Here is a 13,659-nt window from a genome sequence, read left to right as displayed (position 1 = left end):
TGCTTTAAGTCAGTACAAAAAGTACCAGTTATTATTCCCAATAATGATGTCATTCTTATTATGGAAAAATGGTGTCTTATTGGGATTAATAGAATAAATGATCAACGTCTCAAATAATGAGACTGCCTTTTGGTATTTTCTGTAAGTTGTCACGCAATACATTGAGCGTCATTTTTTGCTAATCAAATTGTGGCGTTAAAAGTTGAAAAAAATAGTTGTGTCTTCGTCGATATGATTTGCCGAGCCTTGAAGCATTTGATTTTCAAATTAAATCGAGAAAAAGTAGGTTTGACCTATTTCATTGGGAAGGGATATAAACCAGAAGTAATGAGTCATGTTTCTTGGTTTCGGAGGGGAGATGATATTTGTGAGTTATAAAAAAGGCGAGCCTAGACTCGCCTTTGGCTGAAGTTTTGTCGCTTCTAGCGAAGTGGCAAAATAAGTGCTTCACATTCCGCAGCAGTGAGGTTGGCACCACAAACAGGAATTTGATTCGCAGGGTTACCATCTGAAGAGTTGGTGACCAGTGGATTGCCTAGCACATGGTTCACAGTATTCAGGTTGTAACCATTATCTTGTTCTGCCATCCAGAAGAAGATACCACCCAAGCCATTGTCTTTTGCATATTGTGTTTTCAAGGCCACGGTACGTGGTGTTTCAACAGAAATATACGAGCCAATAGCGTCATTCACTAAGTAGTCAGCATTTGCCACTTTGTCCGTGTATAGGGTGTAACCGTTACGGGCTTTGATGTCTCTATCGAGGAAATTCTGATAGAGGTCGTAGCCTTCAATTACGCCTGCTTCCCATGAGCCTACACCCGCGATACCAAGAATCAGGTCTGCACCCGTCCAGGTCGCGGTTCCATATGTGGATGACCCGGTAAGTCCGTTAGTGAACTCGGTAATATCTCCTGGCATGGTGGCTTTGGAGCGGTGGTAGTTGGCTGCACCAATCATCAGTTTGTTTGCGGGTACGCCCAAACTTTTCATATGGTTGACCGTCCAGTTTGCTGAGGTACCAGCAGAAGAGCCTACGGCATTAGGGTTGATGTAGAGTGGTGTATGGTGAGAGATTTCTCTTTCCCAGGCGCCAGTCATGTCGTAGGTCATGAGGTAGAGTCGATCCATATAAGGATGAACTTGCGCCCAATCGATTTTTTCCAAACGACCTAAGCCAGCAGGAATGGCCGAAGATAGACGGTAACTCTTGCCTGTTTTACGAGACAACCAATCCATACCTGCACGCATTTCTCTAATTAATGCAATGTAGTTGGCGTTATCTTCTGGTGTTGCCACGCCGGCTACCGCACCATCGGTGCCAGGGTATTCCCAGTCAACGTCGATACCGTCAAAGTCAAAACGCTCAAGGAAGTGAACGATTGAGTCGACAAACACTTTACGTTTTACCGGGTCTTTTGCCATCCAGTAGAAGCCTTCGGATAGTGTCCAGCCACCAACAGAAAGATCCAATTTAAGCTGAGGGTTTTGTTGGCGCAGTTGGTAAAGTACGCCAAACACACCACCGACTTTATCTGGTTCAAGTTCGTATTGGCTTTCAGTACCGACAACACCTTGTGGTGCGACACCGACATCGCGAACGAAAGCGGCTTCGAAGTCTGCAACCGCCATGGCACCATCAGGCAGGTTACTTTGATTACAGTTGCGCAACACGGCTGCAGGGGCTGTGGTTGGGAAACCGCCGTCCTGAGTATTTTGTGCGTCTGGGTAACAAATACCTGCGAAGCCGTAAACAATACGATTCAGGTTGGATGCGGCAAGTTTGGTGAAGTCGTATTGACGACCGTAAATTGCCCAGTCACCAATGTAGGTAACAATTTCCGTTCCTGCGGTCACATTGTAGGTGTTGTGTTGTAGCGGCAGGCTACCAGGAACCAATTTAGAACCTTTTGCACCGTTGTCCACATCTAGGCCACCGTGGTCACCGCCGTTTTCCGTTGCGGGGTCAATGCCGCCTTTTGTTCCGGTAAGTGTCGAAGGTGTGTTTGATATGCTCGCCGCTGCAATAGACCCGGTTGGGTTGATGACACCTGCGTTAGTATTGCCATCGACAGGAGTCGGCGTGCCGTAGTCGATCGTATTGGGGATCGGTACAGGGCAGAGATCCTGATCTGGATAGCCCACTGGGTCAGACCATTGTCCTGGATAAGTGGTATTTCCTGGTTCGATGGAATGCGTATCGACCAAGGCTTCGTATACTGCGCCGTTATAAGCTGCGATAGAACCTTTGGTGTACAGCTTACCGGTTACCCAGTCTGGTGCGCAGAAGGGAACATCAGGTATTACTGGACCGCCACCGCCGGAGCTGGAAGAGCTCGAACCAGCGCTACATGCTGCCGCTGTGGTGTCCGCCCAGGCGTAGTTGTATGCCCAGCCCACACCGGGTTCGTATGCTGCGCTACCAGCAGAACACCAGCCAGCAACCGTACATTCATAGTAGCCGCCGGCATTGGTGACGACATCACCGTTTGTATAGGCTGAACCGGAGACATAACTTGGGCAAGTGCCGCCGCTACTGGAGCTGCTGCTTGAACTGCTCGATGAGGTGCTGCTTGTGCTTGAAGATGATGAGCTACTGGAACTAGACGAAGAGCTTGATGAGCTGCTCGAACTGGATGAGGAGCTGGAAGAAGAACTGCTCGACGAGCTTGAACTGCTGGAGCTTGATGAAGAGCTGGAACTTGATGTTGTACACTGGCCTAAATCCTGCCAGGCATACTGCCATGCCCAGCCTGTACCTGGTGCGTAGGGGCCACCTACACTACACCAACCGCCAACGGTACATTGATAACCTGTGGAACCAACTAAAACCTGGGAGCCTGTAGAGTAGCTGCTGCCTTCGACATAGGCAGGGGTTGTATTACAATCAACCGCATATGCTTCTACAGAAAAAAGCCCAAGTAGCGAAAGTGCTGCAAGAGGTTTTTTCATGGTATTTTCCTATCATTATTATGTTTATTAAAAGGCTCAAAGCATCGACAGAGCCTAATGCTGTCTCAATCAATCCATAGCAGGAATAAAAAACGGATAACGCTGTTGTGTGTTGATTATCCCAGTTTGAATTTATTATTTTCATTTTTACTGCTGAGACAAACAGTAAAATTATCATATCTACCAGTTTTTCCTGGCTCAACAAGTATAGGCGCTAACCCGTCTGTTTTTTTTGAACAAATTAATAAATTTATTCCATTTTTTTCTTTTTTAATTAGAAAAAGAAATACAGTTTTATGCCGTTTATTTGAAAACGAAATAGTGGCATGTAATTGCGTTTTTAGTATTCTTTTTTTGTGTAATAGCCGTGGAGAAATTAGGCTTTTGGTTCGGTGGAATAACACGGTTTTATGCTTTGTTTCTCTGCGAAGAATAAAAAAGGAGTTTAATTCGTTATGTGAACTCTATTTTTAATAAAGCATAAATGTATGGGCGGTTTTTGTCGGTGAGTGTGAATTTTTGTGGGCTGGATTGAGTGTTTAATCCGTTGTTTGTCGGTTTTTATGACGGATAAAAAATGCGAAATAGTATGCGTAGCTTTTTGGGGTGTGTGATTTGTGTCGCCAAAATCAACTGCAGGTGTGGTCGAGTTGTAAAAAATCGATTTTCGACAACCGAGGTTATGCAAATAAAAGAAGCCATCTTGGCGCGAGATGGCTTCGGAGTGAGTGCATTACCAGTTTCGTTGTTTGGCTCTGGTTTGCGCTTTTTGGCGTAACTCTTTTAGAGTCGCTTGTTGCTCAGGCGTGAGGATTGCGTACATCTCAGCATGATACTGTGCTTGACGTTGCATTCTCTCTTTCATTCTCTCGGCTTTTTGTTCCGCCAGTTGATTCACCTCATCATTGTATGTGGGGGAAGTCGGATCAAGGTCCATAATTCGGACTTGTCTTTGTTGGCCGCGAAAATCTTGTCGCTCTTCAAACATGCGCGTCTTGATTTGTCTGATGGCTTCGGTTTGTTCGGCAGTTAAATTTAACGCCTCTTCCATCATCACAAAGCCCATTTCTCCGCGTGGGCCACCACCTCCACCGCAACCTTTATGTGGTCCTGGGCCAAAAGCAAAACTGGCACTGGCTACCGATAACGCAAGGACTGCTAACATGGTTTTGCCTGTCGTTTTCATATTTCATCTCCTGTGATGTTCTTGAGTACAGGGTCAGTATGCGCCTTGTCTTCGATAAGTTGGGTTAATAGACTGTAAAGAAGAGTAAAGTTCTATTCACTGGGAATGGGCTGGGAGTAAAGTAGACCTATGACGATAACACCCCACCAAATACTGCTGGTCGATGACGATCGCGAATTATGCTCCTTATTGAGAGAGTATCTCGAATCTGAGGGTTACCAGATATCCTTGGCCCATGATGGGGTTGAAGGTGTATCGATGATACTGGCGGACCCCTCTATTGATGTGGTGGTGTTGGATATCATGATGCCAGGGTTAACTGGGCTTGATGTGTTGCAGCAGGTGAGAAAAGCGCAATGTGATACAGCCATTATTATGCTGACCGGTCGCGGTGATGATGTGGATCGTATCGTTGGTTTGGAAATGGGGGCGGATGATTACCTGGCCAAGCCCTGCAACCCGCGAGAATTAGTCGCCAGAATTCGGGCGGTGTTACGCAGAACGAAGCAGGCTAATAGTGAGCCGGAAAAAACAGCAGAAGTGTTGTCTTTACACGGGGTTCAAATTAATACCGCTTCGTTATCTGCTACGGTGAATGCCGAGCCGCTTGAGCTAACGGGGGCGGAGTTCAGCTTGTTGTCTTTGTTGATGGCTTCCTGTGGTACAACGCTTTCAAAGGAATGGTTAACGGAGCAGGTATTACATCGTAAGCTCTCTGCCTATGATCGAAGTATCGATGTGCATGTGAGCCGGGTCAGGCAGAAGCTTGGTGCGCAAGGAGTTGACCCGGGTATTATTAAAGCCATTCGTGGTGTGGGTTATCAGATGATTAAAGAAGCCGAGTCGGAGGCATAGTTATCTATGTTGAAGCGAGAATGTGTCAGTAGTACCAAGTGATGAGAGGTGCTATGAATTATTTAACTCGAGTTATCAGGCTCTAGTATGCGTTTGTTCTGGAAATTCTTTTTTGCTTTTTTTCTTGCGCAGTTTTCAATATTTTTGATCACTGCCAGTATTGTAATTACTGGCCTTGAAAATAATCGGCTGTCGCCACCTCATCAACGTGTGTTAACGCACTTTGCTTACCGGAAAATTCAGGAGTATGAGAACTTCGGCATTACCGGAGGGGAAAATCTCACGCAGCCTGGTTTTCGTCCTCGTTTTGAACGGGGGAGACGTTTCCTGGAAGGTAACGGTATTCGAATCCTGTCGGGTGATGAAATCATATACGAAATTAACCCGGAAATGTTGAATGAGGGCGGGCTCATTTCGTTTCCGTTGGAAGGGGCGAATGGACATGAATATATTGTGCAAACACGCAGGCCTCCCCCTCCGCGAATTATTGTTGATGGTCTAAAACGCATAACTTTTTTGCAGTTTTTTTTGATTCTTGCTGTCTCCGTTTTGTTGAGCGTCATTTTCAGTTTCAGTATATCCAGGCCGTTAACCCGTCTTGGACAGGCGAGTCGAAAGTATGCTGAAGAAGGGGGTGAGGTTGAGTTTGAGCGTTCGGTGTTAAAGCGAGGGGATGAGATTGGTGAGCTCGCAAAAGATTTGCAATTTATGATTGCCCAGGTTGAAAAACATTCCCAATCACAACAACAACTATTACATGATGTTTCCCACGAACTACGAGCCCCACTGGCCAGGTTGCAAACTTGTGCCGGGTTGATGGAAAAGCAGTTTGGAGAAAGTGCTCACTTGAATCGTGTTCATACTGAGTGTGAAAAAATAAATGCACTTATTCAGAAAATCCTGGATTTCTCCCGCCTGAATCAGAGGACGTATTCTGCGGAAGAGTTTTCCCCTGCGGATTTGTTAGTCGAGCAAGTTGAAAATATAGGGTTTACCTGTCCCGGTAGGAAAATTAATTTAAGTATAACGGAGCAAGATGGTAGCCTAAAACTACATGGCTACCCCGAACTTTTAGCCACGGCGCTGGAAAATATTGTCGGTAATTGTTGTAAGCATACCCCTTCCGATAAAGCTATTGATATTGCATTAAGCAGTTCTGACACCTCGGTGGTTATTCGTGTTCGGGATTACGGCCCAGGTGTGGATGAAAAAGATTTAACCCAGCTAGCACAACCTTTTTATCGTGCGCAGGCCAGTGAGTCTGTTGATGGATTTGGGTTGGGATTAAGTATCGCAGGTCGAGCCGTAGAAAAGCATGGTGGCAAGCTACAATTTGCCAATGCTCAAGAGGGTGGTTTAGTGGTCACCATTGAGCTACCGAGATCTAGCCTAAATGCTAATTAAGTAGTTGCCAGCTTTCTGTGTCTTTCGATAAAAAGTGTGATTCTCTAAATGCTTTTAGACGAACGCCAGAGTCGTCCAGAATTTTTATGCCTTTTTCCAATGCGCTATACACTTCTGGACCAAATTTGTCTTTCTTGCTGACCACCCAGTGCCGTGTTCCATCAAGCCTGACTTTTAACCCTGGGATGGGGACCAGTGTAATTAATCGCGCCCCATTGCTTTCATTAAGCGTATGCTTCATGGCAAGTTCTTCCATATAAGGCGCCGCGCGAAAAGAATACAGCATAAAGTCAGCCCGTAACTGATCGACGAGTAATACGCCTCTGTCCCAATCTGTGGTGTGAAAGATATGTTTGAGGGGTAAGGATTTAAGTGTGACCCAATCTACTTGCCAAGTTTTATTGGAGACGGCCGTTAACTGACTGATGTCTTCACGATTTTGGGCTTTGAGGGCTTTCTGGTTTCTGGGAGAGGTGTACAGGCCAGCGTGATATTCATAAGCCTTAATAATTGGGGAGCTTATCCAAATATTGTCATAGGATTCGCTGCTGTATTTCCAGACGCTACTGCCCAGCACGGAAAACTTGCCTTCGCTGACCTGAGCGATTCCTCTTAGATAGGGCAGGTTCTTGGCTACAATGGTGATTTTGTATGGATAGCCGCCTGCCTTAAGGGCCAGATGCAGTAAAACAACTTCGACAACTTCTCTGCGTGCAGCGGGGCGATCAAAGTTGTCGATGGACTCAATACTTTCCCCACCGAGAAACAGCCCGAGATCTTCATTCACCTTATCGGAAATAAACACGGTGGCGGAGGAGGCTTCAAACGTAACCAAAAGGCAGAATAAAGCACTGGCTAGGCAATAAATTTTACGCATCCAAAGGCTCAGAAATCGCAGAATGGTATCGCAACACTATTAAAGAATAGCCGTTGTGCGTGTGGCATCAAGAATTTATTTCTTGCTGCGTTGCAGCGGGGAACAAAAGAAAACAGAATAAAAAAAGCGGCCTGTGGCCGCTTTTCTAGAAGTACAACAAGATTAAATGTTACATACAAAGGTCCAGGAGCCATCGTTACCTGGAACCGCTTGGGTCCACCAGTTTGCACGATATACCGCACCTTCGTTAGACATCATGTCTCCACCAGTGGCGTAGCTTGGATTACCTGCCCAGTCTGTTTGTGTCCAGTTGGGGTAGGCGTTGATCGCAGTTGGGTCAATGCCTTGAGCGGCACAGTCACCAGTACCACCGGATGATGATGATGATGAGCTACTGGAAGACGAGCTGCTGCTGGAGCTTGATGATGAGCTTGAACTGCTGCTGGAAGAGCTGGAGCTGCTAGAACTTGAAGATGAGCTAGAGCTGGAAGAGCTTCCACCAGTACATACAGTATTAGGTGGTTCAAGATCCCAAGCGTAACTCCACGCCCAGCCGATACCTGGCTCGTAAGCTGAGTTGCCGCTGGAACACCAACCGCTTACTTTACAGCTGTAGACTGCGCCAGCACTGGTTACCATGTCGCCCACGGCGTAGGAGCCGGACGTTGCATATGCTGGGCAGCTTACACCACCACTGGAGCTACTGCTGGAAGAGCTTGAGCTACTTGAGCTGGAAGAACTGCTGCTGGATGAGCTCGAGCTTGAAGACGAGCTGGATGATGATCCACCGCTTGAGCTAGAAGATGAGCTGCTGCTAGAGCTTGAGCTACTGCTGCTAGAGCTGGAAGACGACGACGAGCTGCTTGACGATGATGAGCTGGTGGAGCTGCCGCTGGCTGTGTGGCCAAGACCAACATGCATAGCGTTAAGTATATCGCCGTTATCCGCATCGATTTCCCAAGAGAACAGGCCGCCCAAATCTTTCGCGTTTACGTAAGCGCCTTTAGCGTGTACTGAACGAGGGTTGTCGTAAGTGACCAAATCACCTGAAGTTGGATTCCAGGAGTAAGGTGCTTCCGCCACTTCATCGTAGCCCACTTGCCAGGCACCGCTGGTCATATTGGTCACGATCTGTTTGTAATCAACCACACCGTCTTCCCAGGTGCCTTTTACTTTGCCTGTTGCTGTGCCTGTGAATGGGTTGTTGTCGACATACCCGTTAACACCTGTCCAGCCTCGGCCGTACATCGCCGCACCGACAACGATTTTGCCTGGTTGAACGCCTTGAGCGAGTAGTGTGTTCACACCGATATTGGTAGAGAACTTCTCAGTGGGTTCCCAGGATGGAACGTATAGATTTGTTTGATGACCCAAATCTTCGTTGCTCCAGCCACCGTGGAAGTCGTAGGACATCAAGAAGATGTGATCCATATATTGTTGGGTTGTTGCGTAATCGATGACAGCAATTTTCGCTGGGTCCAGACCAATCGCAGACGTTAACTCATAAGTCCGGCCAGTTTCTGCTTCCAGCTTATCAAGCATTGCACGAAGTTCTTGCATCAATAGCTTGTAAGTTTCGCCATCTTTGGTTTTATCACCAAGGTTTACGTTCGCGCCGTTACCGCCCGGGTATTCCCAATCGATATCTATACCGTCGAAGAATTTCCAGGTGCGCAGGTATTCTTCACAGGAATCTACGAAGGTTTTACGCTTGGTTGGATCATCGAAGAAATAGAAGGGATCAGAAAGCGTCCAGCCACCTACAGAAGGAAGAATTTTGATGTGTGGGTATTGGTTTTTTACTGCCATTAATTGGCCGAAGTTTCCTTTATAAGTAGAAAACTGAGATTGACCTGGAAGCGGCTTTTGAATGGCTGCCCAAGGATCGTGCATGGCAATTTTAAAATCTGCACGGCCAGCACAAGCACGTTGTAAAGCTTCAAAAGAGCCTTCAATTTCTTTGACCGAATCATTGATGCCGTCGCCGCCACAAATAGGGGCAAAGCCATAAAGAATGTGGGTCAGGTTATACGCAGGTACTTTATCAACGGTAAAGTTTCTACCATACACACCCCATTCCACGTAGTAAGTACCTACCACTTTACCTGTTGTGTTTGCATACGGTGTATTGGTCGCTGCCGAGTTGTCTGGAAGTGGGTCGAGATGGCTGCCATCTGTGTCGGCAACAACAATGGATTTTGCTGGGGATTCAGTACAGCCGTCAGCATTACACAAAGCAACAGTAACGTCGTATTGGCCGCCCTGATCGATTTGCAGTACAACTTTTTCGCCTTGGTTCGCTACGCCGGTTACATTGTTTTGTAACACAACATTACCGTTCAGCTTATATTGAACGTAGGTGCCATCGTCGCCGGCCCATTTGGCCCAGCCGACAGGAACTTCAGCGTAGGGTTTGACGGTTGCTAAATCTTGGTAAGCGGATGCGGTTTCATTGATTTCGACAATGGCGTAATTGGTGTCCATCCAGTCCACGTTGGGCGCACCAGGAGCTGCCAAGGCTTGCGTACTTGCTAATGCTGCAGGAATAGCAGAGGCAAGCATCAATTGCTTCAGTTTTTTCATTGTTGCCACCAGGTAAGTTTTATTATTAACGTTATTGGTTTTGTGTGGCTTTTCAGTGCTATGCGCTGTTTAGGAAAGAAGCGTGCTGTGCACAAATATGTTTAAAGATTCTGCCTATTCAGGAATAAGTACTAAAAATGCCGAACTCTTTTTGTGAAATTTAATTGTTATTGTTGTTTTTCATCTGCAATTACTGAGCATTTTTTATTAGGTTTTATTCTTTGCTCGCAAAGCAGGTGTGCGAGCTAATCTAGCCTAGAACCCAGGCAAAAACAAGGGGGCTTTTCAGCTCACGTGACAGAGATTCAATAACCTCGAATTACAGCAAAATATCTGTGATTGTTATCCGCTCTGATATCGTTGGTGGTCAAGTTAAAAGAACTGAATATCAGCATAAGAAAAGGGTTTTTTTGATGGGTCAACCGTTTTGAAATAACTGAGTTGTTTGTTGTACTGGTTTACCTGGCAATAAACCATCACCTCTTTATAGTCGCGTAAGGTTCCCACGTCTGCTTTTAAATAGATACGGTAAATACCGGATACGTTATCGAGCCGTGAAGAATGATTGTCAACATGTGAGCGCAAAAGTGTATCACCAATATTTTCTCTCATCTGATTCTGGCAGAGCACTTCCGCTTCATATTGGTTGTAGGGGATGGTGTGGCCAGGATTGCCTGTGTGGAAGATCAAGTCCCTTGTTGCTCGCCAAGCAGAAGTAAGTGATAACAATAATAAGCTGAACCCTGCGAGTATAAATACAATATTCCTCTGGCCTTTTCGTGTTGTTGGAGAAAGAAATCGCAACGTGTGTTCTAGGTATTGATATCTCGACATTAATAACCTTCCGTGACATACCGGGTTATGTTTTAGATCCGCACAATCTGACTAATCAATTACGGCAGTAAAAAATACTACTCTCGTTCTGACTCGGGGACGTGTTGCCTGGAGAATCAAATAAACGACAAGTTACAGTCAGCGTGTTTTATGCCATACCCATTTGAGTTGGAAGTTTTTTCACTCTGTGTCGTTATTGTACGTTCTTATATTCTATGCCTGGCGCTTCATTCTCGTGATCAGAAAAGCAGACGATTCGGTTATTCATAAATCAGTGTGTGAGCAGACCCCAATAATTCATAAAATCATAGTTGGTTTTTTTTCGCGACACCACGAGTTTTTGGCTATAGAAAATCACATATCTATAATGGCTTGTTCTGCTTGCCAATGATTAAGTGGATATGGTTGGCGCATGAAACCTTCTCGTCGTTTGTTTTTTTGTTTCTACATGAATGATGGTGGCGTGAAGGCTATGTTTCTGGTTAAGTCTGGTTATTATAAAAAGAATTTTTGTTGGTTTATTTTGTTTCATACTTGTGTGTTTTGGTTGATTGAAACTATAGGTGTGGTCAAATTTGTGTTTGATTTTTAATGTGGTAGCCGAATTATTTAATACATTTTTGTGTGTTTTCTAAATTAAATTCCGTGTTTTTCGCGGAAAAAACACTTTAAAAGATTTTACGAGGTAAATAGCGACATTTTTTTTGAGGTAATTGCTTGCGTTTGTAGACGTCTGGAGGGGAGTGTCTAAACTTAGTTTATCTTTGCGTATGGCTAAGGTATAGAGATGGAAACCTACAGTAATAGTAGCTCGATTCGAGTGTTGCATGTTGAAGATAATTTGGCTTATGCAAGATTGGTAAAAGAATCAATTAAGGATTTTTCTACTTCCAGGATACTTCTGTGGCACTGTACCAAGTTAGCCGATGCCTATACCTTACTTGAAAAGGAGAGAATGGATGTTGTTCTTCTTGATTTATCTTTACCTGACTCGCTAGGCTTAAGCAGCGTTGAAACCTTACACAATCGTTTTCCTGAAGTGGCGCTTATTGTTCTTACCGGCACCCGACATGAAGAATTGGGTATCCAGGCTTTGCAACTTGGCGCACAGGATTATCTGGTCAAAGATAACTGTGGCGGCGATATGCTGGTTAAATCAATTTTTTACGCCTGTGAACGTCAAAGAATTGATACTAAAATTCGCGATCAGGCATTAACGGATGGTTTAACTGGTTTGCCAAATCGTGCCCATTTTATGGGGTATTTAAAAAATGCACTTTCCAGAGCCAGTCGACTGCATAGTAATATCACCTTGTTATATCTGGATTTCGACGGTTTTAAACAAATAAACGACACCTTTGGGCATCTGGAAGGCGATACGTTTTTAATTGAAGCGGCCAACAGGATTAAGTCCTGTATTCGTCAGTCAGACTTCTGTGCTCGTCTGGGTGGAGATGAATTTGCCATTGTTGCCGATGCTTCAGAATTTGATTTTGAATTTTCGATACCGCTGGCCGATAAAGTTCTCGCTGCTATGAGAGAAACTTTCTATACCCGTGGTGGAATAGAGCTTGCCGTAAGTTGCAGTGTTGGTTGTGCGATATATCAAGGGCGAAATAATCACATCGGCATTGATCGTTTTATTCAAAGTGCTGATGAAGCCATGTATCGAGCTAAATACGATGGTGGTGACTGTTATTGTTTATACGATGAGCACTTTGCCAAAGAATCGTTGCGCAGTTCGAAAATGCTTATACAGTTGCGTTCAGCATTAAAGAAAACCCAGTTTCATCTTGAGTTTCAACCCATTATTAATACACAAACGGGCGTAATTTCCGCAGTGGAAACATTACTCCGTTGGACCGATAACGAAGGCAATATCGTGCCACCAACAGAATTTATACCGTATCTGGAAAAGAATCAGATGATTCGTACCGTTGGTGAATGGGTGTTGAAAGAGGCATGCACGCAATTTAAAGCACAATTTGGCAACCTGAAACGGATTCCGCAATTAACCATTAATGTTTCCCCCTTGCAATTAAAAGACCCAACGTTTATTCGTTGTGTGGCGGATTGCCTTGAAGATGCGGGTTTTGATTCTTCCTGGTTAGTGCTGGAAATTACAGAAAATGTTTTGCTGAACGACATAGACCAAATGATGTCGGCGTTGAATGAGTTGGTTGATATGGGGGTTCTTATTGCAATCGATGACTTTGGCACCGGCTATAGCAGTATGAAGTACCTAATGGATATTCCTGCGGAAATATTGAAAATTGATCGAACGTTTGTTGAGGATCTGTCTTCCAGTAAATCTCACCAGTTGATAACCAAAGGCATGATCCGCCTGGCTCATGCTTTGGGTAAAAGTGTGGTTGTGGAAGGGGTTGAAACAAAAGATGTTGCTCGTGCCCTGACGTTAATGGGGGCCGATTTTCTACAAGGTTTTTATTTTTCCCACCCAGTCTCTCTCGATGGTCTGAAAGACACCCTAACTATTAACCATGCTGTGGGGTAAACGAACCACCGAAAACCAGAAATCTTCAATACTGCTGACGACTTCAATGAAGCTGGAAAAATCAACTGGTTTGGATACGTAGCAGTTCGCGTGTAGATTATACGATTTGATTACATCTTCTTCCGAGCGCGATGTGGTAAGCATGACCACGGGGATACCGCTTAAATTCGGAGTCGAACGTATTTTTTTAAGCACTTCAATCCCATTTAATTTGGGCATGTTAATGTCGAGCAGTATTAAATCTGGGCGAATGGCATCGGTGAAGGGTTCTTCATTGAATAAATACTGCAGGGCCTGTTCGCCATCGGTAACATGATGCAGTTGCTTGTAGTTGGAAAGTTTGCCATCCTTTAACGCTTCAATGGTTAACCTGGCATCGGCCGGATTATCTTCGACCAATAGAATATCAATACACGACTTATTAACTAAATTCACTGTTGATCCCTATTTGTTA

General features: G+C 45.0%; 9 protein-coding genes. 3 read left to right on the top strand and 6 right to left on the bottom strand.

What is annotated here, in order from left to right:
• Positions 1-422 precede the first annotated feature (422 nt).
• Positions 423-2,951 carry a glycosyl hydrolase family 18 protein gene (locus P5V12_RS16000; protein WP_316954091.1) on the bottom strand — a complete coding sequence of 843 codons (2,529 nt, stop codon included), beginning with the start codon at positions 2,949-2,951 and terminating at the stop codon, positions 423-425.
• Between the two features lie 733 nt (positions 2,952-3,684).
• Entirely contained in the window at positions 3,685-4,137 is a 453-nt protein-coding gene (locus tag P5V12_RS15995) for a Spy/CpxP family protein refolding chaperone (protein ID WP_316954090.1), read from the bottom strand.
• Positions 4,138-4,266: 129 nt separating this feature from the next.
• On the opposite strand from P5V12_RS15995, the gene P5V12_RS15990 reads away from it, so the two are divergent.
• Both P5V12_RS15990 and P5V12_RS15985 read left to right on the top strand, forming a co-directional pair.
• Entirely contained in the window at positions 4,267-4,992 is a 726-nt protein-coding gene (locus P5V12_RS15990; protein ID WP_316954089.1) for a response regulator transcription factor, read from the top strand.
• Positions 4,993-5,079: 87 nt separating this feature from the next.
• The gene (locus P5V12_RS15985) at positions 5,080-6,396 is read left to right on the top strand and encodes a sensor histidine kinase (RefSeq protein ID WP_316954088.1); all 1,317 of its coding nucleotides are present in this window, start codon (positions 5,080-5,082) and stop codon (positions 6,394-6,396) included.
• On the opposite strand, the gene P5V12_RS15980 is transcribed toward P5V12_RS15985, so the two are convergent.
• The 3 genes from P5V12_RS15980 to P5V12_RS15970 all read right to left on the bottom strand — a co-directional run bounded on the left by P5V12_RS15980 (position 6,389) and on the right by P5V12_RS15970 (position 10,690).
• Complete coding sequence (locus tag P5V12_RS15980) at positions 6,389-7,273, bottom strand: hypothetical protein (protein ID WP_316954087.1); 885 nt, start codon at positions 7,271-7,273, stop codon at positions 6,389-6,391. The two genes, P5V12_RS15985 and P5V12_RS15980, sit on opposite strands and share 8 nt — an antisense overlap.
• Before the next feature lie 162 nt (positions 7,274-7,435).
• Positions 7,436-9,856, bottom strand: coding sequence for a glycosyl hydrolase family 18 protein (locus tag P5V12_RS15975; protein WP_316954086.1), 2,421 nt, complete (start codon positions 9,854-9,856; stop codon positions 7,436-7,438).
• Between the two features lie 372 nt (positions 9,857-10,228).
• Complete coding sequence (locus P5V12_RS15970; RefSeq protein ID WP_316954085.1) at positions 10,229-10,690, bottom strand: hypothetical protein; 462 nt, start codon at positions 10,688-10,690, stop codon at positions 10,229-10,231.
• A gap of 787 nt (positions 10,691-11,477) precedes the next feature.
• Here P5V12_RS15970 and P5V12_RS15965 point away from each other — a divergent pair.
• Positions 11,478-13,205: a GGDEF domain-containing response regulator gene (locus P5V12_RS15965; protein WP_316954084.1), complete on the top strand. Its 1,728-nt coding sequence runs from the start codon at positions 11,478-11,480 to the stop codon at positions 13,203-13,205.
• On the opposite strand, the gene P5V12_RS15960 is transcribed toward P5V12_RS15965, so the two are convergent.
• On the bottom strand, positions 13,179-13,640 hold the full coding sequence (locus tag P5V12_RS15960) for a response regulator (RefSeq protein ID WP_316954083.1): 462 nt from the start codon (positions 13,638-13,640) through the stop codon (positions 13,179-13,181). The two genes, P5V12_RS15965 and P5V12_RS15960, sit on opposite strands and share 27 nt — an antisense overlap.
• Positions 13,641-13,659: the final 19 nt, after the last annotated feature.

It is taken from the genome of Teredinibacter sp. KSP-S5-2 (assembly GCF_032773895.1).
Lineage (GTDB): Bacteria > Pseudomonadota > Gammaproteobacteria > Pseudomonadales > Cellvibrionaceae.
Note: the sequence above shows the minus strand (reverse complement) of the source record. Positions and strands in the feature narration are given on the sequence as shown.